The sequence below is a fragment of the Campylobacter concisus genome (assembly GCF_002913045.1).
Taxonomy (GTDB): domain Bacteria; phylum Campylobacterota; class Campylobacteria; order Campylobacterales; family Campylobacteraceae; genus Campylobacter_A; species Campylobacter_A concisus_AP.
Genome location: NZ_PPAF01000035.1, coordinates 304214 through 326781, shown reverse-complemented (window position 1 = coordinate 326781; position 22568 = coordinate 304214). Strand labels below are relative to the sequence as shown.

Genomic DNA, 22568 nt, shown 5'->3' with positions numbered 1-22568 from the left:
TTACTTGGCAGGTTGAACTTGACTTGCCAAGCTCTCATATAAAATTTATACAAAAAATATCTAAAAATAGGGCGGTTTTCGTTATTTAAAAATATATCTAAACGTCTAAAAATTTAGCAAGGGCAAAATAAAATATAGCTGATGAGATAGCAGCTGCTGGAAGCGTGATGAGCCAAGCAAGAATGATTGGTCTTACCATTTTCCAGTTTGCATTTTTATTTACGATGCCGATGCCTAAAACTGCGCCTATTAGGATATGCGTCGAGCTAACTGGTATGCCAAGCTTTGTGGCTAGAAGTATGACGATACTTGAGGCAAGCTCGGCGCTAAAGCCGGTCGTAGGTAAAATTTCAGCTAGTTTTGAGCCGATAGTAGTGATCACCTCTTTGCCTAAAAACCAAAGTCCAACGACAAGCGAGATACCAAAGGTTACCATCGCGATGCTAGGTATCGGTGAGCTTTCGTTTATAGAGCCAGTTTTTAGCACGTCGAGTACGGCTGCAAATGGTCCAACCGCATTTGCGATGTCGTTTGCACCATGTGAAAATGCAAAAGATGAAGCGGTAAAAATTTGAAACCATGAAAAAATTCTATTGATGCTCTTTTCGCTATCGTTTTTGCTCATGACATTTATGATAGCAAGGCTTGCAAGATATGCCAGAGCCCCAATCACAAAGATGATCCAGATAGTTTGGATGATACTAAAGGCTAAATTTATATGCTCTAGCCCTTTAAAAAGCATCATCGACGAGATCACCATCGCGGCAAATCCAGCGATGATTGGGATGTGCTTTTTCATCGCTTTAAAAGTGTCTATCTCTTTTTCACCATCTTTCATGATGCGAATTTTTGAGCGATACTCGCTGTATTCAGTGGTTTCGATTTCGTCCTCGTCGATAACTGCGATCTTTGAAAGAGTAGCTATTTGCTCCTCGGCCGGCTTTGTTTTTAGTGCTTTTACAAAGCTTTCTTTATATGCTTTTCTCTCAGCCTTTAGCGCTTTTAGATTCATTTTAAGTTCATGTGTTGGCTCGATAATCTTACTTTTTACGTAGCCAAATATAATGTAAGACATCACGCCGCCAAGCAGTGGTGAGATAACCCAGCTAACGGCGATCCTGCCGATCTCACTCCAAGAAACCATACTAAATGGCTCGGGATCTTTTATCATAAAGCCCATAGCAAGTCCTGCGCCAACGATGCCGCCAACGATTGAGTGAGTGGTCGAGACCGGTAGACCTTTTTTAGACGCGTAAAAGAGCCAAAGGCCTGAGCTAAGAAGGGCTGAGATCATAATGATGACAAATTTCATCGGGTTTAGATCGCTTGGAAATTTCACGATCTCGTTTCTAATCGTATTTGTAACCTCTGATCCTGCAAATATAGCACCGCTAAGCTCAAAAATGGCTGCGATGATGAGAGCTTGCTTAAGCGTAAGAGTCTTAGCGCCAACACTTGTGCCAAAGCTGTTTGCAACGTCATTTCCACCGATATTGAAGGCCATAAAAAGACCAAACATGCCGGCGATCAAGAATAAAAAGTAGTTATTTGTCGGGATATACTGATAGCCCCAAACGAAAAATCCAACGCTACAAATTGCAAAAATAACAAATGCTAATAAGTTATCTCGAAGCAATCAAGCCCCCTTATAAGGTTTTTGATAGGGATTATATCTTGAAAAATATTAAAGTTTTTAGAATTTTTCAACTTTAAATGATACTAAATTATCATATGTTAGAATCTGCAAAAATTTTAAGGATAAATTTTGGTCATAGCGATCGATCTTGGCTCAAACACATTTCGCGTAGCGCTTGTCAAAAAAGAGCAAAATGGCTTTAGTAATGAGCAAATTTATGAAAAGATAGTAGGAGCTGCTAGAGGGCTAAATGAAAGTGGCAAGATAGCAGATGAGTCTAAAAATAGGTTATTTGAAGCGATATCGGAGGCTAAAAATAAATTTGATTTTGATAAATTTAAATGCGCAGCAGTCGCAACTGAGGCTTTTAGGGTAGCGTCAAATAGCGAGGAAATTTTTAGCGAGATAAGAGAGAAATTCGGCATAAATTTTCATATCATCAGTGGTAAAGCAGAAGCAAAGCTTACATTTTTGGGTGTTCAAAATGCTTTTAAAAAGCTTGGAATCAATGAAAAATTTAGCGTCATTGACATCGGTGGAGCAAGCTCAGAGATCGGCGAAGATGGAAATTTTATGAGTTTTAAATTTGGCATTATTACATTTTTTGAGAAATTTAAAACACTTGATTTAATGCAAGAAAATGCAAAATTTTATACAAAAGATGCAAGAGAATTTTTAAATAGCTTAAAAAATAAATTTATCGTACTGACTTCCGGTGTACCAACTACTATCGCAGCGCTACGACTTGGACTTAACTACGAGAACTATGATCCAAAAAAAGTAAGCGGATATGAGCTTAAAAATGATGATCTTGCTTGGTTTATAGATGAGCTTTTAAAGATGGATGATAAGGGCGCTGATGTGGCGGTTGGAAGAAGCAGAAAGTATCCGCTCATCGCTGGAACCTTGCTTTTAGAGGAGCTTTTAAGCGAGCAAGAAGCAAAATTTTTAGTTATTGACGATGGGCTTAGAGAGGGTGTTGGGGTGACCTATCTGCAAGGAAAATTTCAAGAAATTATCACAAATTTTTAGTTAATATTTCAAAAATTTAAAGGAGAGGAAATGAGTATAAGAGAGCAAATTTTAGCTGATATAAAAGAGGCTATGAAGGCAAAAGATGAGTTTAAAAGAGACACTTTAAGGACACTAAATGCAGCACTTAAGCAAGTCGAAGTCGATCAAAGGATCGAGATGACCGACGATGTCGTACTTCCGCTACTTCAAAAAGAGATCAAAAAGAGGGCTGACTCAGTTGAGCTTTATATAAAAGGCGCTAGAGAGGATTTGGCTAAAAAAGAGCAGGGCGAGATTGAGTTTATTAAGGCATATTTGCCAGCACAACTAAGTGATGAAGAACTTAAAGAAAAAATAAAAAAGATTATTGAAAGAGCTGGTAAAAATTTAGGTGCCGTAATGAAAATGGCAAAAGATGAGATCGGAGCAAGTGCTGAAGCAAAACGCATAAGTATGATCGCAAAAGAGCTTTTGGCTTAAAATCTACAATCTTATAAAACTTCTAATTTTGAAAACTTACTTCTAAGTGTTGTAAGTTTTCAAAAAATCAAATACGACTTTCATTTTAATAAAGATAATTTTAAAGCATAATACTTATATGAATATGTTAAAAGGTAAAATACAAGCTTTTTTATATATTTGTATTGAAAACTATAATTTTCAAATTGTTATTTTAATTTTCTTATTTTTTCTTTTATATGAATTTAAATATTGATTTATAGGCTTATTTTGGATTTTATCTTTTGTATGATTTTAATTTATCCATTAAATTTGACATAAAAATATTTGTAAGAAAATTAGTTAAATTTTACACTTTTCAAAAAATGTGAAATTTGTATTTATCTTATATATAACTTGAAATTTGATCTACCCTATTTTGAAAAGTGAGCAAGAGCTATCTTTGGAGTTTGCGGTTCTTGCTTTTAAGCGCAGAGCACTAACCTTGCAAAAAACTGCGATAAATGTACATAAAGCGCTCGCTCAAGAATTAAATTTTATCGTCAAAAAGTGTGCGGATATCCAGTGTGTAGTTTTTAGGCATAAAGATCGGCGAGTCTAAAATTTCAAGCAAGCCATCATCAAATGAGAGAAATTCCACTACTCTTTTGCGCCTATTATCAGTTTTTATGCTCATATCGGCTAGGTGCACTACCTTTACGATCTGCATTTTATCTGCCGTCCATTCAGAAAAAGCTAGAAATTTAGAGTCCTCTGAAAACAAAAAGCAAGCAGTCGCCCTTTCGCTAAGTAAAATTTGAAGCGCATCGTCATCTTTAACTAAATTTTGATCAAAATTTGATAGTCTTTTTTCGTGGTTTGAAGGCTCATTTTTTAATTTTAGACAGTGCTTGCTATTTATAAAAAGTCGTAGCTCGCCAAGGGTTGGAGCGCCCATAGCGACCTCACAGCCTTCAAATTTGGCGCTAAATTTGCCATCACTGCTACACGCATTTGCCTCATAGTCCCAAGCCGAGCTCATAAATTTACCTATTAAATTTGCCAGCCATGGCTTTGTAGATATTTAGCTCGTCTTGTAAAAGCGTGTATTTTGCTTTTAATAGCCCTATTTTAGCCTCTAGCTCGCTGTTTTTAGCCTCCAAAAACTGCTTTAGCTCGACTTTGCCGTAGGAGTATTTTAGCTCATAAATTTTTGAAATTTCCTCGTAGTTTTTTATCTGTTCTTGATAGTTTATAAGCAGCGCCTCGTCGTTTAGATAGCCTTTGTAAAATGCGTCTATCTCGTTTAATGCGCTATTTAGAGTACTTATATAGTTTAGTTTTGCAAGCTCGAAATTTGCCTCACTTACTTTTAAATTTGACTTTAGCTTGTGATAGTTTAAAAATGGTAAATTTAAAGCGACGTTACCATTTAGAAATTTAAGGCTAAATGCGCCCTCTTTTGTACTTGAACTACTTTTGAGGCTAGCTCCTAGCGTGATGCTTGGATAAAAATCTTTTTGGCTAGCTTTGTAGTTTAGGATGCCCTCTTCTATGCGGTAAATGGCCGCTCTTAGGTCCGGGCGGTTTGCTATGGCGCTTGTTGGCACATCTAGATCAACACCCACTCTTTTAACGGAACTTAGCGTGAGATCTTCAAATTTAAGCTCAAATTCTGGCCTCTCATTTAGCAAAATCCTAAGCGTTTTTTTAGCACTCACAAGCTCTTTTTTGGCACTTTCTATCTTATTTTGAGCGTTTAGTTGCTGTGAGTTTATCTGCTTTAAGCTTAACGCCTCCTCTTTGCCAAGCTCAAATTTAAGCCCAACTATCTCATTTAGCTTATTATAAATTTCTAAAATTTGCTCATAAGTTTTGATGCTCTCGTTTAGATATAAAATTTGAAAATAAGTGTCTGCCACGGAGTTTATCACGCTTAGTTTGCCAGCCTCCAGATCAAATTTAGTAGCATCTGCTTCAAACATCGCTGCGTCTTTGCTATTTGCTAGCTTTTGCCAAAGGTCAAGCTCATAGCTAAGCCCTATGCTTGAGCCAAAACTTCTACTAGAAGCACCGCCCTCTTTTATGTTTTTACTACTTGTTGCCTCAAAACCAGCGTTAAAGCTTGGGGTTAAATTTGCCTGCAAAATGCCAGCTTGAGCAAGTGCTTTATTTACATTTATCGCGGCTTTTGCAAGGTCGGTGTTGTTTTTAAGCGCAAGTTCTACAAGCTCATCAAGGTAGCTTTGATGATATTCTTTCCACCAAGAAGTGTTTAAATTTAGCTCCCTGCTAGCGTTATCTTCAAGTAAAATTTGTTTATAATTTTCATCTATATTTTTAACAGCGCAACCGCTTAAAACGAGCACTAAAACTAGGCTTAGAAATTTCATATTACTCCCTTGAAAGCGCATCTATTGGATTTAGTTTTGAGGCATTTTTAGCTGGCATATAGCCAAAGATGATGCCAATGGCCATCGACGTAACAAGCGCAAGCACGATCGAGCCGTTTGAAAAGATCATGCTAAAACCATCTAAAAAGTTGTTGAAAATGTAGCCAATAGCGTAGGAAAAGGCTATACCAATAGCTCCGCCGATAAGGCAAAGTAGCACCGCCTCTATCAAAAACTGCTGCAAGATGTTGCTCTGTCTGGCTCCGATCGCCATTTTGATACCTATCTCTTTGGTGCGCTCGGTGACCGAGACTAGCATGATATTCATCACGCCTATGCCACCAACTACTAGCGAAACCACGGCGATACTTGATATTAGAAGGCGCATGGTTGAGATCGTCTCTTCGATAGTCTGCTTGATGCTATCAGAATTTCTAGTAAAGAAGTCTTTTTTGCTGTGTTTTATCGTTAAAAGATCGGTTAGGCTCTTTTCTGCGATTTGAGCATTTACGCTTTCATTTACTTTTACGGTTATTGAGCTAATAAATTTATCTCCCGTTATCTTGTTTATCACAGTCGTGTATGGAGCATAAATTTTAAGCGAGCTAGCATCGCCGACTTTAAACTCATCTTTTTGCAAAACGCCTATAATGCGAAGTGGCTTTTTATTAAAAAGTATGATCTTGCCGATAGGATCTTCGTTTTTAAATATACTATTTTTGGTGTTTTGGTCTATTAGTGTGACAGAATCTGAGTTTAAAACCTCGTCCTCGTCGTAAATTCTTCCCTTTTCTAGTTTTAGTCCATTTACGTCAAAGCTCCCTACTCCACCGCCCTTTAGTGTCGCTGTTAAGGAGATATTTTCATATGTTAGTACGCCTGAAGTACTTGTGTTTGGAGTGACTGAGTCCAGAAATGACTGCTTTGAGAGCATATTTGCGTCACTTATAGAGAGCGTTTTTACCCTACCTGAGAGCATATCGCCAAAGCCTTTTCCTGGCATGATATCGATCGTATTTGTGCCGATCTTTCTGATACCAGCTAAAATTTGCTCCTGTGAGCCTTTGCCAAGAGCTACGACGCTAATGACTGCAGTGATGCCAATAATAATGCCAAGCATCGTTAAAAGTGATCTTAATTTATGAGCTAGCATCGCATTTACCGACATTTTAAAGCTTTCAATTAGCTGATCTTTATAGTAGGTAAATTTGCTTTTTTCTGGCTGGCTCTGCTTTGTAGCCTCGTAAATTTCGCTATTTTTTACATTGTCGCTTACGATGTTGCCATCTTTTATCTCGATCACTCTACTCGTGTACTCGGCGATCTTTGGATCGTGCGTAACGATGATGATGGTGTGACCTTTTTTATAAAGATCCACTAAAATTTCCATCACTCTAAGACCACTTTTGCTATCAAGCGCGCCTGTTGGCTCATCAGCCAAGATGATCTCGCCACCATTCATCAGCGCCCTTGCTATGGAAACCCTTTGCTGCTGTCCGCCTGAGAGTTTATTTGGTAAATTTTTAGCCTTTTCACTAAGGCCAAGAGAGTCTAAAATCTCCATTCCTCTTTTTTCTCGATCGCTCTTATTTGCCCCTGCATAAATGCTAGGAAGTGCGACGTTTTCAAGGGCGTTCATCGTGCTAAGAAGGTTATATCTTTGAAAGATAAAGCCAAATTTATCTCGCCTAAGCTTGGCAAGCGAGTCACTATCAAATTTAGATATATCTTTGCCATCTAGTAAGTATTGCCCGCCACTTGGGCTATCAAGGCAACCAAGGATGTTCATCAGAGTTGATTTACCAGAGCCAGACTGACCGATGATAGCTATAAATTCGCCCTTTTTTATCTCTAAATTTATGCCATGAAGAATTTCTATCTCATTATCGCCAAGCTTAAAGCTTTTTGTGATATTTTTTAGGCTTATCACTTAAAACTTCTTATTTTCTTTTTCGATCATCTTGGCTATCTCGCTTGCTGAGCCTTGTGATGTGATGATCTCGTCGCCCTCGTTCACACCGCTAATGATCTGCGTATCGAGGTTGTCTTTTATGCCAGTTTTGACCGCTGTTTTTACCGCTTTGCCATCTTTTAGAACATAGACAAATGTGCCGTTTTCATCTTTTTTAATACCAATACTTGGTACGATGATAGCATCCTTTACGCTTGCTATCAAAAGCTCATTTTGCGTGGTCATGCCTATTCTTAAAATTTTATCTTTATTTTCAACTATGCTTTGAGCATAATAATAAACAGCTGAGTTGCTTGAAGTGCTTGAGCTTGTGGATTTGCTACTACTGCTAGAGCCATAGCTACCATCGCTTAATGTCGTTAAGCCAGGGTCGATTGAGCTAACCGTCGTTTGAAATTTTTTCATTGGCTCAGATAGGATCGAGTACTCAACTGGCGTGCCGACTTTTATCTTTGTGATGTCGCCTTCAGCTATTTGCATCTTCATCTTGACATAGCTAAGATCTGCGATCTTTACGATGGTTGGCGTAGTTTGATTGGCATTTACGGTCTGTCCCTCTTCGACCTGTACGCTTACTATTATGCCATCTCTTGGGGCGGTGATCTTTGTGTAGCCTAAATTTATCTTAGCTGTGCTTAGCTCAATATTTGTCTGTTTTATCTGAGCTTCAAGCTCCTTTATCTTGGCGCTATTTGCGCTATATGTGTTTTTTGCACTTTCAAATTCTTGTTTTGAAGTGGCGTTTTTGGCAAAAAGTGCATTTTCTCTATCAAACTGCGTTTTAGCGATGTTTAGAGCTACTTTTGCGCTTTCAAGCTGAGCTTTGTAGATAGCAAGCTGTGCTTCTTTATTATCGATGTTATTTTGCTGGGTCGAGCTATCGATACTTGCGATCATATCGCCTTTTTTGACCTGATCTCCAAGCTTAACGTAGAGTTTTTTTATCTGGCCGCTCACCTGAGCACCCACATCAACTAGCTCGGTGGCGAAAATTTCTCCAGTCGCATCGACTTTTTTACTGAATGAACCTTTCTTTGCCTTTTTAGTGATAAATTCCACCTTTTCATCTTTTATCTTGAAAAAATTATCATAGATAAAATATCCGCCGACGCCTAAAATAAGTAGGATTATTAAAATTTTAGATTTTTTCATTACTTCTCTTTGTAAAAAATTGGTCAATTTTACTTAATAAGATTAAAATTCTCTTTAAACTTCCTCTTTCGCCATGCCAGCCTCTATCAAAAACCTACTCGGTTGGTAGTTGATCTTCTTTATCTTGTCGTATTTTGCATAACTTAGATATAGCTCGTCTTTTGCTCTAGTTACTGCCACGTAAAAGAGCCGTCTTTCTTCTTCTAGGCTGCCACCCATGCTCATTAGCTTTAAATTTGGAAAGCGGTTTTGAGCGAGATCGACGATAAAAACTTGGTCAAACTCAAGCCCCTTGCTCGCATGCACACTAAGCAGGCTAACGCCCTGCCCTTCGCTCATCTCATTGCTTCCAAGGGCTAAGAAGTTATAAAATTTACTGATATCTTGGTACTTTTTGGCTAGCTCGCTTAGCACCACGCTCTTTGCCATTATGCGCTCTTTGACCTCTTCTTTGAGTGCTAGATCAACATTGCCATTTTTTAGAGTTGCCCTTTTTGTGCTGAGATTTTCAACGATTAGAGAGTAAATTTTGCTAGTTTTTATCTCGTTTATCATCGTGGCTGGCTTTGAGATATTTCTCATGCCTCTTAAAAAGTTGTAAATTTCATATAAAAACTGCGCCCCACTCTCGCTTAGTTTTTGTAGTTTTAGCACAGGATGACCTAGAAATTTATCGCTAAAGCCAAGCTTAGAAAACCTTGAAACTTCGGCAAATTCGTCAAGGTCATCAAAAAGACCAAGCTGGTAGTTTCGCCTTTTGTTTGATGAGATATTTACGCTATCATCTGGCTCAACTATCCCTTTTATCAAATTTCCATGCCCAAGCTTAAGCAGCGCATCAAAAATTTCTTTGCTAACGGCGCTACCAACGCCTTTTGCGTATTCGCAGATGTGGATAAATGCCATTATATCTTTTGGATTGACATAAATTCCCATGATGTCGATGAGTGCCTTGATCTCGCGGCTCTCAAAAAAGCTCACCCCACCCTTTCGCTTTGAGCCGATGCCTCGCTCTTTTAGCGCAACTTCGATGCCATCAGCTGATGAGTTATTTCTAAAAATTATGGCGATATTTTCTCTATTAAATGGCGAAAGCGAGATGATATCAGCGATGTTTTGATACTGATCAAAAAGCTCGTTATAGACAAGCAGCCTTGGAGGCTTGAAATTTCCCTCACGGCTAACTGTGAGGTGCTTTTCATAAAGCCTTGGATTGTTGTTTATCACCTTATTTGCAAGGGCAAGTATGCTTGAGCTTGAGCGGTAATTTACATTTAAAGCGTAGATATTTGCGTTTGGGAAGCGATCTTTAAATGAGCCTATTATCTCGATATTTGCGCCGTTAAATGCGTAAATACTCTGATCAAAATCGCCCACACAAAATAGACTCTTTGTCTTAAATGCGTCTATGAGGCTGCCTTGAAGAGTATTTGTGTCTTGATACTCATCGATCAAAATTTCATCATAAGCTAAATTTGCCCCCTTTTTTAGCTCGTCGCGCATTTTTATGAGAAGGTCGTTAAAATCAGCGTAGGCAAATTTAGCCTTTTCAACCTCAAACTCCTCTAAAACATCTTCATAAATTTCAGCATAAACGCCCTGCTCTTCGCTCTTATCGCTTATCCACTTGCCAAAAGTAGTGCCTTGCTCGCTGTTTTGAAAGAGCGAGTAAAGATCGTATAGATAGGCTCCGCCGTAAGGTTTGACGTCGCTTAAATGGTAAAATTTACGCCTTTCAACAAGACTTTTTAAAAGCGTCTTTAGCTCGCTTGGCTGCTTTAGCGTGACGCCTTTATCAAGGCTTTTTAAAAGCGAAAATGAGACCGAGTGAAAGGTGCCTGCGGTGATTTTGGAGGTGATTTGCTTGTCAAAATACCTATTTAAACGCTCTATCATTTCGCTTGCTGCTTTGTTTGTAAAAGTTAGAAGTAAAATTTTCTCTGGTTTTACGCCTAAATTTAGCAAATGAGCGATGCGTGCGACAATGGTGCTAGTCTTGCCAGTGCCAGCTGAAGCGATGATCAGATTGTGTCCAAATGGCGCAGTTGCGGCGGTGTATTGTTCTTTGTTTAACCTAGATAAGGGCATTGTTTCCTCTTTTTTAAAAAGGTCTAATTATAGCTACTTAAACTTTAACAGCTATAATCACGCGGATGAAAAAGTTTAAATTTTTAAAATTCCTTGCCCTATTTTTGGCTTTAGTGGTTGCTATTTTTTTGATACTTGATCAAATTTATCCACTAAATTTAGACGCACTCAAAAAAGACGAAGCCAAAATTTTGCTTGATAAAAATGGCGAGATCATAAATATGAAGCTTAGTAGCGATGGAATTTGGAGATTTCACGAGCAAAGCTTCCCAAACTCGCTAAAACAATGCGTCGTTCTCTTTGAAGATAGATATTTTTACTACCATTTTGGCGTAAATTTTGCCTCCATTTTTAGGGCATTTTTTCACAACCTAAGAAGCGATAACCGCATAGGCGCTAGCACTATCACGATGCAAGTGGCAAGAATGCTTGAGCCAAGTGATAGGAGTTATAAAAATAAGATAAGAGAAATTTTTAGAGCATTTCAGCTTGAACTTCACTTTAGCAAGGATGAAATTTTAAATTTATACCTAAATTTAGCCCCTTATGGTGGCAATATCGAGGGTGCAAAGGCGGCAAGCTTCTTTTACTTTGGCAAGGAGCTAAATGAGCTTAGCTACGCTCAGGCCGCACTTTTAAGCACAATACCAAAAAATCCAAATAAAAATAGACTTGATAGAGTTTCAAACATAAACGCCCTAAAAAACAGGGTCATAAAGATGCTTTACAAGGCAAATTTAATCGATCTTAGTGCCTTTAAAAGAGCGCAAGCTGAGCCATTTAAAAATGTAAGAGCAAAAGCTATCGTAACCGCGGAAGATTATGCAAATGTCGCTTTTAAAAACCAAATTTCAAAGGCGAGTTTGGATCTAAATTTACAAAAAGATATGCTTAAAATTTTAAAAGATACGATGTTTTTGCTAAAGGCTAAAAATGCAAACAACGCAGCAGCCGTGGTCATTGATAATAAAAAAATGAGTGTTGTTGCCTTCATCGGCTCGCATGATGAGCATGCGCGTGACGGTAAAAACTCAGCCCTAAATATGAAGCGAAATACCGGCAGCACGCTAAAGCCTTTTATCTACTCGCTTGCGCTTGATAACGGGCTTATCACGCCAAATTCGCAGTTAATTGATACGCAAATTTATATAAAAGAGTATGCCCCAAAGAATTTTAGTAATGATTTTTTAGGTATCGTAAGCGCGAAAGATGCTCTAAATTTCAGCCTAAATATTCCGGTTATAAATTTAAACTTAAAACTAAAAGACAATTCGCTTTACGAACTACTTGAAAAGGTAAATTTAGTAGATGAAGATAAAGAGTATTATGGAGCTTCTATAACGCTTGGAAGTGCTGAAATGAGCCTGCTTGATCTTGCTCATCTTTATACTATTTATGCAAATGACGGCATTTATAGGCCGCTTGAGTTTGCTGGCAAAAACTACAAAAATGAGGAGAAAAATGTAACTCTCATCTCGCCTCAAAGTGCCTATTTGACTGCTAAAATGCTAAGTGAAGCCTCAAGATCGTATCTAAAAAATGCTTGGCAGTACGCCCAAAATACGCCAAAGATTGCTTTTAAAACTGGCACAAGCGCAAACTCACGTGATCTTTACGCCATAGGCGTTGATGAAAATTACACAATTGCTATTTGGATTGGAAATTTTAATGCCGGTAAAACCGATAAATTAACAGGACTAAATGACGTATCAAAGAGTCTTTTTAATATGTTTAAGATAATCGCTCAAAAAGAGAAGTTAAGATTTATGAGTGAGCCAGATGGCATAGAAAAGCTGTCAACCTGCCTTGATGCCTTTAACTATGAAAAGTGCAAAAAAATGGCGCTTGATGATAGGATAAAGGGTGTAGATTTAAAAGATAAATGCGAAAGTTTAAGAGGCGAAGAGCTTGATTTTTTGGTTAAAAATGAGCTTTTGGATAAAGATGAGATACAAAAAAGTCCTTGTGCTGAAATTTTTAAAGATAAAAAGCCAGCTTTTGCCTATCCGTATGACGGTGAAGAGATAGTGACAGATGAAAATATTACACAAGTTATGGTAAAATGCTACGCGTTTTTAGGCGATGAAATTTACCTAAAAATAGATGATTTGAACTTTTCTAAGATAGAAAATGCAAGCGAAAAAAAGTTTGATCTAACTCTTGGCGAGCACAGCATAAAATGCCTTGATCAAAACTCAAATCAAAGTGAAATAACAATAAAAATAAGGAGATAAAATGTGGCAAAAAGTAGCACTTCTAGCACTTTTGGGAATGACAAATTTATATGCTTTGAGCCTAAATGGCACTGCGCAGATAAAATCGCCCCTAAGCGTAGAGTTTGGGCTAGAAGATAAAGTCGATAAAAATTTTGTTGGTATGCTAAGTGATAAAAAGCTACTTTTGTGCCAACCAGCATTAAATGGTACGGTTAGATTTAATAGTCAAAGCTTGCTGCTTTTTACAAAAGATATGCATGCTGGTTTGGATTATAGCTGCAAGCTTGAAAACGGAAGCACTGCTAGTTTTGCCACGAAAGAATTTGAGCTAACAAAGATAGAAAAAATAAGCGACAGCAAATATATACTTAAATTTAATGATGAAGTAAATATTGAAGCTGTTAAAAATATTGCTGTAAAAGATGCGAAATTTAAAGCAATTGAGCTTTCTAATAATAGCTTTGAGCTTAATCTTGATAAAAATTTAAGCAATCCAGTTTTTGATTTTGGTGAAAAATTTGAGAGCAAATTTGGCGCGACGCTTTCAGGTGAAACGATAGTAAATTTTGCCGATGAAATAAGCGAAGAAAGCGTAAATATAAATGATAATGCAAAGAGTCTTGAGATACCAGAAATTTATCCAGTGAGCCTTGATAATGGCATCTTGGGCTTTAGAATTTATCTAAAAAATTGGCTTGATGACGATATTAACTTAAAAAAATTTATAAATATTAAAGGCGTAAAAAACTTTAGCATTAGTGACGTTAAATATAGTGACAACTATGAAGAAAACTCAGAACTTAGCGAGTATTATTACTACATTGATATTACAAGTGACGATTTTAAGCCACAAAATAGTTATGAAATCACAATTAAACCCGGTTTTGGCGATGATAGAAATGTAGTAAGAGAAGAAAGTAGCTATGAAGTAGTAGCTGGCAATTTCACTCCGTTTGCAAATTTTATAAATAATGAACCATATATCTCAAGTGTCGGTGAAATCGGTATCAGAAGTGCAAATTTGCCTGAGCTAAATGTAAGCATTGAAAAGCTAAGCGATCAAAATTTTAGATATTTCTTAAATTTTAATGACAATAACGAAGAGTTAAGCAACTTCAGCACAAAAGTGGCAAGCAAAAGCTATAAACTTGATGGCGCATTAAACGAAATTTCATTAAATAAAATCAAGCTTGACTTTGCCGGAGCTGGAGACGGCGTTTATAAGATAAATTTAAACTACGGCAAAGATAAGAGCGTCTCAAAAGTAGTCTATCTAAGTGATATCGCTGTAAATGCAAAGCTTGGCAAGGATGAAATTTTTGTATTTGCAAATCGTCTTGGCGAAAATACAATGCTTCCAAACGCAAATGTGAAAATTTATGGCAAGAAAAACGAAGAGATCGTAGTTGGCGCAACAAATGATATAGGCGTTTTTAAATTTAACAAAAAAGATATTTACAAAGATATCTCCTCAGTGGTTGTCTCTCTTGGAAAAGAGCAAAATTTTCTTATTTTAAAAGAAGACGAAGCGCTAAATGAAGCGAAATTTATGAGCCAAAATGCCAGTGAGAGCATCGATGCATACGTTCATTTTGCTTCAAATATCATAAGACCAAATGAGAGTTTAAAGGGTGCAATCTACCTAAGGGATAGAGATTTTAATCCTTTAAAAAATATGCCTGTAAAGATAAAATTTTTCGATCCACAAGGCAAAAGTAGTGCTGAAATTTCAAAAAATACAAATGACGTTGGCTTGGTAAATTTTGAAAAAGAGATATTAAGCGATCTAAGCGGTAGATTTAATATGCAAGTAATTTACGCAAGCAAAGTGATCTCAAATGTGCCATTTTTTGTTGAGAGTTTTATGCCAAATAGGATAAAAAATGAGATAACGCTTGAGAGAGATAAATTTTTCGCAAATGAGCTTATTAGAGCAAATCTAGCTAGTAACTATCTCTTTGGTGGCGCTGCTAGCGAGCTTGATGGCAGCATGCAGGTGAGCTTTTTTGATGATGAATATAAAAATAGCGAGTTTAAAGAGTATAAATTTAAAAATAATACGCTAAAACCAAGTGCTTATCCATCTTTTGAAAATGATCTCACTCTTTCAAAAGATGGTAAATCAAGCCAAATGATAGATCTTAGCTTTAGCACTAAAAATGCCTCTTCTATCATAACAGGCGTGATAAATTTCAATGTAAATGATGATGGCAAAAATGTAAGCGACACAAAAAGCTTTACTCTCTATCCTTACAAGGATATGGTCGGTATCGCAGCAAGCACGACATTTGCTGAGCCAAACGAAGATGTAAAAATAAAAACGGTTGTAGTAGACATGTCAAGTCAAAAGGCCGTAAAATCAAATTTAAAATTTGATATAAAACGCGTTACTTGGCAATACCAAAGAGATGCAAATGGGTATATAAAGTGGTTTCAAACGCTAGAAGATGTGGATAATTTTTATAAAGATAATGGCGAGTTTAGCTATAAATTTACACAAAGTGGCTCATATGTGATCATCGCTACAAATCTAGTAAGTGGAGCAAGCACAAGCCTTGATATGGACGTAAGTGGCTACAACTACTCGACTCTAGCGCCTACAAAAGAGCTTAGTAAATCTCAAATCAAACTAAATAAAAATATCTACAAAAAAGGCGATGAACTAAGTGCTGATATAAGCTCAGCCATAAAAGAGGGTATCGCCCTTGTTACACTTGAAGATGGTGGCGTGAAAGCTTACAAGGTTGTTAAGATAAAAAACAACTCAGCAAATGTGAAATTTAAACTTGATTTTGATTTTAGCGGACTTTACGTGAGTGCAAATATCTACCGCATGACAGATGGTGGATTAACTCCGTTTAGAACTTACGGCAAGGTTTATGCTAAAGCTGATAAGTCATCAAGAATACTTGATCTAAGTCTTGATGCACCAAATACGGCAAAAAGCGATGAAAATATAAAAATTTCTCTAAAAACAAAGCCAAAAGCTTATGTGAATTTATTTATCACAGATGTTGGCGTGCTTGATATAACGTCACAAAAGCCAGCTGATCCACTTAAATTTTTTGACAAAATTTTACCAGATGGCGTCTTTGACTATGACATTTATAATATGCTCACAAACTATAAGGTTGAGGGCAAAACTTTAAGCTTTGGTGGTGATATGGCAGCACTTGCCATGGAGGCAAAGATGGCAAAACATGCTAGCCCGGTCGATAGTAAAAAGGTAAAAACATATGCAAATTTAGTAAGCCTTCAAGCTGACGATAATGGTGAAATTTCATACGAGTTTAAAACGCCAAATGGCTTTAACTCTGCCATTAGAGTAGATGTCGTGGCAAATAATGAAAATAGTATGAATGCGGTAAATAAAGAAATTTTAGTAAAAGATGATGTGATTATTAAACCAAGTGCGTTAGTTTATCTGCTAAAAGGCGATGAGCTAAATGCGAACTTAAGGCTTATAAATACAACAAATGAGGATAAAAATTTAACCATAAAAGTGGCTAGCAGTAAAAATTTAAGCATCAAAACAAAAGAAAATATAAATTTAAAGCCGCTTGAAAATAAAGCCTTTACATTTAAAATTTCAGCTCTTGAAGCTGGAGCTGGCGAATACAATATAACAATAAGCGACAAAAATAGCTCAAAAACAGCTCAAAATTTACTTGATGTAGTTAATCCTTATACGATTAGCACCTATGCAAAAAGTAGCGTCTTTGATAAAGAGAGCATGATCTCTCTTCCAAAAGGCTTTCACAATGTTAGTATAGATGCGTCAAGCTCGGTCTCAAGCGTGCTATTAGCAGCTTCTAAAAATTTAGTCGAGTACCCTTACGGATGTTCGGAGCAAAGGAGCTCAAGACTGCTTGCGCTTTTAAATTTAAAGCCAAAAGATGAGCTTGAAAAAAATGATCAAAAGAGATTTATTGTAAACGGAATGAGTGAGCTAATTAAGATGCAAAAACCAGATGGTAGCTTTGGCTACTGGAGCGATCTAGGTAGTACTAATGCATTTGCTTCGATCTATGCAACTGATGTGTTGCTTGATCTTGAAGAGGCTGGATATGAGCTAAATAAAAATGTAAAGCAAAGAGCATTAAATTCGCTCTTAAAATATACAAACACAGACATTGAAGCTCTATATGCTATTTATGTAAGCTCCCGCGCAAATGTTGCTGATAAATCGGTGCTAAATAAAATTTATGACCACAAAGCTTACAATACGACCGCACTTAATAAGTATCTAATGGCAGCGGCTCTAAAGCTAAACGGCTTAAATGACGAAGCAAAGGTGGCGCTAAAAGATATTAAAAAAGCTCAGGCGGCTGATTATAACAGGGATTATTCTAGCTTTGGCTCAAAGATGAGAGACAATGCATTTATCTTGTATCTGCACGCAAAATATTTTGAGAAAAACGACTACTCAGATGATCTTGCAAATTTCTTGATCACAAATTTAAATGAGCTTAGCTCAACGCAAGAGCGTGCATTTACCCTTAGAGCGCTAAATGCCTACTTTGGCAAAGATGTTGGTGAGAAAAATAATAAATTTAAGCTTAGCTACAATGGCGAAAGCAAAGAATTTGACGGCCTTTTAAGTGTATCATTTACAGCAAAAGATGGAAATTTTACCATCACGCCACTTGGCGAAAACAAGCTATATGCCACTATTTTAAGCTATGCTTATGTGCCACTTGAGATTAAACATAAAATAGAGCCAAAAGAGCTTGATATTTATAGAACGTTTGTCGATGAAAAAGGCAAAGAGCTAGGTCTTGACAGCCTAAGAGTAAATGATGTTGTCTATTCAAAAATAGTGATAAATTCTAAAGCTATGGTTAAAAATGGTGTAATAAACGAGATAGTAAGTAGCTGCTTTGAGCCAATAAATGAAAATTTAAGTGGTTTTAGTAAGAATCTTAAAGATAGCATTGAGCTTGAATATCAAAGCATAAAAGATGATCGCGTTTTAAGTTTTTATGCACTAGATAGTGACAAGAGAGAGGCTGTGCTTTACACACCTTATCGTGTAAGACTTGGTGGCAAATGCTCGCTTGGTGCGGTCACAACTGAAAATATGTATAACGAAAGACAAAACGACTACGACTTAGCTCAAAGAAGCTTTACCGTAAAATAGCTATTTAAACTTTGGGGCGTTTAACCGCCCCAAGCCCATATTTCCCAACTTTTGCAAAGATTTTTTTAAACAAATTTTAGATAACATTAAGCATTTTTTAAACGAAAGAGGATACAAAAGTGGCAGAATTTTACAATGCAAAAGAGATAGAAGATAAATTTTATAAAATTTGGGAAGAACGCGGATACTTCGAGATAGACGCAAACAAAGATATCCAAAAAGATGGACGTAAATTTTGCATTATGATGCCACCTCCAAATGTGACTGGCTCGCTTCACATCGGACACGCCCTAACCTTCACGCTCCAAGACATCATGACTCGTTACAAGAGGATGGACGGCTACAAGACGCTTTGGCAGCCAGGACTTGACCACGCTGGCATCGCTACTCAAAATGTCGTTGAAAAGCAGCTTTTAGCCCAAGGCATCAAAAAAGAAGAGCTTGGACGTGAAAAATTTGTAGAAAAAGTGTTGGAGTGGAAAGAAAAAAGTGGTGGCATGATCGTTCATCAGATGCGCAAGCTTGGCATCACTCCAGCTTGGTCACGCCAGAGATTTACCATGGATGAGGGCCTAAGAAAAGCTGTTAAAAAAGCATTTGTAAATTTGTACGACAAAGGACTGATCGTTCAGAAAAACTACATGATAAACTGGTGCACGCACGACGGCGCGCTCAGCGACATCGAGGTCGAGCACAAGGAAAACAAAGGCAAGCTTTATCATTTGAGATACTACTTTGCAGATAAGCCAAGCGAATTTGTTGTAGTTGCTACTACTAGGCCTGAAACTTACTTTGGTGACACCGCCGTAATGGTAAATCCAAACGATGAACGATATAAAAATTTAATAGGTAAAAAAGTGGTGCTACCTATAATAAACAGAGAGATTGAGATCATCGCGGATGAGCACGTCGATATGGAGTTTGGAACGGGTCTTGTTAAGGTTACACCTGCGCATGATCAAAACGACTATGAAGTTGGAAAAAGGCACAATCTTGAGTTTATCACCGTATTTGATGAAAAAGGCATTTTAAACGACAAGTGCGATAAATTCGCAGGTCTTGAGAGGCTTGAGGCTAGAGATATCGTCGTAGCGGAACTTGAAAAACTTGGCAATGTCGAAAAGATCGAAAAATATGAAAACCAAGTAGGATACTGCTACCGCTGCAAAAACGTTGTCGAGCCATACATCTCAAAGCAATGGTTTGTCAAAAAAGAGATTGCAGACGAGGCGATACAAAAGGTCTCAGAGGGCCTTGCTAAATTTTACCCGCCGCACTGGATAAACAGCTTTAACGCGTGGATGAGAGAGCTAAGAGACTGGTGTATCTCACGCCAGCTTTGGTGGGGACATCAAATTCCAGTATTTTACTGCGACGAGTGCGGTCACATGTGGGCTGACGAGGACGAGCCATGCGAGTGCAAAAAGTGCAAAAGTAAAAATTTCCACCAAGACCCAGACGTTCTAGATACGTGGTTTAGCTCTGGTCTTTGGCCATTTAGTACGCTTGGCTGGGGAAATGATAATGAGCTAAAAAATGAAAAATGGTTTGAAGGAGACCTTGCTGAGTTTTATCCAAACAACCTTCTCATAACTGGCTTTGATATATTATTTTTCTGGGTTGCTAGGATGATGTTTCAGGGTGAAAACGCTCTTGGCAAGCTGCCATTTGACGACATTTATCTGCACGCACTCGTAAAAGATGAATTTGGTAGAAAGATGAGTAAAAGCCTTGGCAACGTCATTGACCCGCTTGATAGCATCAATGAGTATAGCGCCGATATATTGCGCTTTACGCTAACACTTCTAGCTGTTCAAGGACGCGATATCAAGCTAAGCGACGCCAAGATGAAGCAGGTAAGAAATTTCACTAACAAGCTTTATAATGCGAACAAATATCTCATGCTAAATGAGAGCAAATTTGCAAATTTAGAGGATATCAAGCTTCAAACAAAGCTTGGAATTTATATGAACAGCCGCTTTAACGAGTGCGTGAGAGAGGTGCGCGAAAACATCGACGCCTACCGCTTTAATGACGCTGCAAACACACTTTATAAATTCCTTTGGGATGAGTTTTGTGACTGGGGCATCGAGCTTAGCAAGGCTGACAAAGCGAGCGTAAAAGAGCTTGGAAGTATATTTAAAGAGGCGATGAAACTGCTAAATCCTTTCATGCCGTTTCTTTCAGAGTATCTATTTCAAGAGCTTAGCGGCACACAGCTTGAAAATGCAAAATCAATAATGGTTATGAGCTATCCAGAGATAAAAGAGCGAAATTTAGAGGTTGAGAAGAAATTTGAGTTAGTTATCGAAGCGATCGTGGCTATTCGCCGCGCAAAAGCGACCATAGATCTTGGCAACTCAAAGATCGCAAAAGCCTTTGTTAAATTTAATGAAAAAATCGATCTTGACGAGGTCAAAGAGTATATCAAGCTGCTTGCAAAATGCGAAGAGATCGGCTTTATAGATGAGAAAATAGAAAATTCTATCAGAGATGTGAGCGAAAATTTAGAGGCATTTGTTCCACTTGAAGGGCTTGATATGAGCGGTATCATCACAAGGCTCAAGTCTCAAAAGACAAAGCTTGAAAAAGAGATAGCTAAGCTTTCAGGCATGCTAAATAACCAAAATTTCGTAGCAAACGCACCAAAAGAGGTTATAGAGACGAACAAAGAGGCGCTAGAGAGCGCTGAGGCTAAATTTAAAAAAGTATGCGAAGAGCTAGAAGCTCTTGGAGAAAAATAGTGATAAAAATAGAGAAATTAAGTAAATTTTATGGTGATACGCAGATCCTTTTTGATATAAATTTAGAGGTTAAAAAGGGTGAAATTTTTGCTATCGTGGGTCATAGTGGCGCTGGTAAATCAACGCTTTTAAGATGCATAAACGGCCTTGAGAGCTATCAAGGTGGTAGCTTAAAAGTCTTTGATCAAGAGATAAAAAATTTAGATGAGATGCAGCAAAGGCATTTAAGGCGAGATGTTGGGATGATATTTCAGCATTTTGCATTAATGGCTAGAAAAAACGTCTTTGAAAACGTCGCTACTCCGCTTAAATTTTGGGGTTATAAAAGCGATGAAACTGAAAAAAGAGTGAGAGAGCTTTTAAATTTAGTCGGTCTTGAAAGCAAGGCAAAAAGCTATCCAAGCGAGCTAAGTGGCGGGCAAAAACAGCGTGTCGCTATCGCTAGAGCGCTTGCTTTAAATCCTAAAATTTTACTAAGCGACGAGGCGACTTCGGCTCTTGATCCAAACACTACAAATCAAATTTTAGAGCTGCTTGAAAAGATAAACAAAGAGCTAGATATCAGCGTCGTCATCGTCACGCACGAGATGGAGGTTGTAAAATCGATCGCAAAACGAGCAATCTTGCTAGAAGGCGGCAAGATCATAGGCTCTGGAAGCATTGAGGAGCTATTTTTAAAGCCAGATGAGAAGATGAAAGAGTTTTTAGGCGAGGTTGAAATTCTGCCAAGCACTGGCACGAATATTAGGCTATTTTTCCCAAAAGAAGTGGCCCAAAATAGCGTGATCACGCATATGGCTAGAAGCCTAAATATCGACTTTAACATAGTCTGGGGTAAGCTTGAGAAGCTAAACGAAAATGTTCTTGGCTCGCTTGTCATAAACATAGATGAAAAAGATAAAGAAAACGTGCTTAACTACATCAAGCAAAGTGGCGTTTTATGGGAGGTTGCTTGATGTTTGGTATTGATTTTTCTAAATTTCCAGATGTATTTTCTAGGATACTGTTGCCAGCTATCGGCGAGACACTATATATGAGCATAGTCTCTACTCTGCTCGCCTTTGCCATAGGCCTCATACCTGCGGTTTTGCTCATACTTTCAGATAAAGATGGACTAAAACCAAACAAACAGCTTTATTTTGTGCTAGATATCGTTATAAACGTGCTTAGAAGCTTTCCGTTTATCATTTTAATCATCGTGCTCTTTCCTGTCACAAAAATGATCGTAGGCACAAGCATCGGCACTACGGCTGCGATCGTTCCGCTAACTATTGGCGCGGCTCCGTTTGTGGCAAGGCTAATCGAAAATGCCCTAAAAGAGGTTGATAAAGGCATCATCGAAGCTGCTCAAAGCTTTGGAAGCTCGAAATTTCAGATCATCTTTAGAGTGATGTTTGTAGAGGCACTTCCTGGTATTATCTCGGCATTTACGCTAACACTTATCGTAAATATCGGCTTTTCAGCGATGGCTGGTGCGGTTGGCGGTGGCGGACTAGGATCTGTCGCTATAAACTACGGATATCAAAGATTTCGCCCAGATATCATGCTCTACACCGTGGTTATTCTTATCATTATGGTTCAAATTTTTCAAGTTCTAGGTAACTACTTATATAAAATTTCTAAAAAATAGGCCTTTGTTTTTATCTGATTTTAAGCTTTTTTCCTTAAAATTGCCCGAATTAATTTTAGCTGAAAGGATAAAAGATGAAATCAGATATGTGCCACATGTGCCGCCTATTAAAAAACGCGTTGTCGAAAGACTAATCTCTAAGCAC

Annotated in this window: 13 protein-coding genes; 7 read left to right on the top strand and 6 right to left on the bottom strand. The window is 37.7% G+C overall.

The window, feature by feature from the left end; translation table 11 throughout:
- Positions 1-97 precede the first annotated feature (97 nt).
- Positions 98-1636: an inorganic phosphate transporter gene (locus CYP43_RS05605; protein ID WP_103582810.1), complete on the bottom strand. Its 1539-nt coding sequence runs from the start codon at positions 1634-1636 to the stop codon at positions 98-100.
- A 129-nt stretch (positions 1637-1765) separates the two neighbouring features.
- On the opposite strand from CYP43_RS05605, the gene CYP43_RS05600 reads away from it, so the two are divergent.
- Positions 1766-2668, top strand: a complete 903-nt coding sequence (locus tag CYP43_RS05600; protein ID WP_103582809.1) for a disulfide bond formation protein DsbA — start codon at positions 1766-1768, stop codon at positions 2666-2668.
- Between the two features lie 30 nt (positions 2669-2698).
- Positions 2699-3130 carry a GatB/YqeY domain-containing protein gene (locus CYP43_RS05595; RefSeq protein ID WP_103582808.1) on the top strand — a complete coding sequence of 144 codons (432 nt, stop codon included), beginning with the start codon at positions 2699-2701 and terminating at the stop codon, positions 3128-3130.
- A 508-nt stretch (positions 3131-3638) separates the two neighbouring features.
- Here the strand turns inward: CYP43_RS05595 and CYP43_RS05590 are convergent.
- Genes CYP43_RS05590 through CYP43_RS05570 form a run of 5 tightly spaced genes read right to left on the bottom strand, consistent with a single transcriptional unit; the run spans position 3639 to position 10693 of the window.
- Positions 3639-4130, bottom strand: coding sequence for a hypothetical protein (locus CYP43_RS05590; RefSeq protein ID WP_021091386.1), 492 nt, complete (start codon positions 4128-4130; stop codon positions 3639-3641).
- Between the two features lie 4 nt (positions 4131-4134).
- The gene (locus tag CYP43_RS05585; protein ID WP_103582807.1) at positions 4135-5481 is read right to left on the bottom strand and encodes a TolC family protein; all 1347 of its coding nucleotides are present in this window, start codon (positions 5479-5481) and stop codon (positions 4135-4137) included.
- 1 nt (position 5482) lies between these two features.
- Positions 5483-7411, bottom strand: a complete 1929-nt coding sequence (locus tag CYP43_RS05580; RefSeq protein WP_103582806.1) for a MacB family efflux pump subunit — start codon at positions 7409-7411, stop codon at positions 5483-5485.
- On the bottom strand, positions 7412-8605 hold the full coding sequence (locus CYP43_RS05575; RefSeq protein WP_103582805.1) for an efflux RND transporter periplasmic adaptor subunit: 1194 nt from the start codon (positions 8603-8605) through the stop codon (positions 7412-7414). It lies immediately after the preceding gene.
- 54 nt (positions 8606-8659) lie between these two features.
- Positions 8660-10693 carry an ATP-dependent helicase gene (locus tag CYP43_RS05570; protein WP_103582804.1) on the bottom strand — a complete coding sequence of 678 codons (2034 nt, stop codon included), beginning with the start codon at positions 10691-10693 and terminating at the stop codon, positions 8660-8662.
- 65 nt (positions 10694-10758) lie between these two features.
- Between CYP43_RS05570 and pbpC the strand changes: the two genes are divergently transcribed.
- The 5 genes from pbpC to CYP43_RS05545 all read left to right on the top strand — a co-directional run bounded on the left by pbpC (position 10759) and on the right by CYP43_RS05545 (position 22423).
- Positions 10759-12927 (top strand): penicillin-binding protein 1C, encoded by a 2169-nt coding sequence (gene pbpC, locus CYP43_RS05565; protein ID WP_103582803.1) that lies wholly within the window; start codon positions 10759-10761, stop codon positions 12925-12927.
- A gap of 1 nt (position 12928) precedes the next feature.
- Positions 12929-18049 (top strand): alpha-2-macroglobulin family protein, encoded by a 5121-nt coding sequence (locus CYP43_RS05560; RefSeq protein WP_103582802.1) that lies wholly within the window; start codon positions 12929-12931, stop codon positions 18047-18049.
- Between the two features lie 119 nt (positions 18050-18168).
- The gene (locus CYP43_RS05555) at positions 18169-20793 is read left to right on the top strand and encodes a valine--tRNA ligase (RefSeq protein WP_103582801.1); all 2625 of its coding nucleotides are present in this window, start codon (positions 18169-18171) and stop codon (positions 20791-20793) included.
- Positions 20793-21749 (top strand): methionine ABC transporter ATP-binding protein, encoded by a 957-nt coding sequence (locus CYP43_RS05550; RefSeq protein WP_103582800.1) that lies wholly within the window; start codon positions 20793-20795, stop codon positions 21747-21749. Before CYP43_RS05555 ends, CYP43_RS05550 begins: the two co-directional genes overlap by 1 nt.
- Positions 21749-22423: a methionine ABC transporter permease gene (locus CYP43_RS05545; protein WP_021086223.1), complete on the top strand. Its 675-nt coding sequence runs from the start codon at positions 21749-21751 to the stop codon at positions 22421-22423. Before CYP43_RS05550 ends, CYP43_RS05545 begins: the two co-directional genes overlap by 1 nt.
- The last annotated feature ends 145 nt before the right edge of the window (positions 22424-22568 follow it).

Excerpts from the sequence above, each read along its gene's own strand:
- pbpC (WP_103582803.1), top strand. The coding sequence starts at position 10,759 with ATGAAAAAGTTTAAATTTTTAAAATTCCTTGCCCTATTTTTGGCTTTA.
- CYP43_RS05575 (WP_103582805.1), bottom strand. The coding sequence starts at position 8,605 with ATGAAAAAATCTAAAATTTTAATAATCCTACTTATTTTAGGCGTCGGC.
- CYP43_RS05545 (WP_021086223.1), top strand. The coding sequence starts at position 21,749 with ATGTTTGGTATTGATTTTTCTAAATTTCCAGATGTATTTTCTAGGATA.
- CYP43_RS05585 (WP_103582807.1), bottom strand. The coding sequence starts at position 5,481 with ATGAAATTTCTAAGCCTAGTTTTAGTGCTCGTTTTAAGCGGTTGCGCT.
- CYP43_RS05560 (WP_103582802.1), top strand. The coding sequence starts at position 12,929 with ATGTGGCAAAAAGTAGCACTTCTAGCACTTTTGGGAATGACAAATTTA.
- CYP43_RS05570 (WP_103582804.1), bottom strand. The coding sequence starts at position 10,693 with ATGCCCTTATCTAGGTTAAACAAAGAACAATACACCGCCGCAACTGCG.
- CYP43_RS05595 (WP_103582808.1), top strand. The coding sequence starts at position 2,699 with ATGAGTATAAGAGAGCAAATTTTAGCTGATATAAAAGAGGCTATGAAG.
- CYP43_RS05590 (WP_021091386.1), bottom strand. The coding sequence starts at position 4,130 with ATGAGCTCGGCTTGGGACTATGAGGCAAATGCGTGTAGCAGTGATGGC.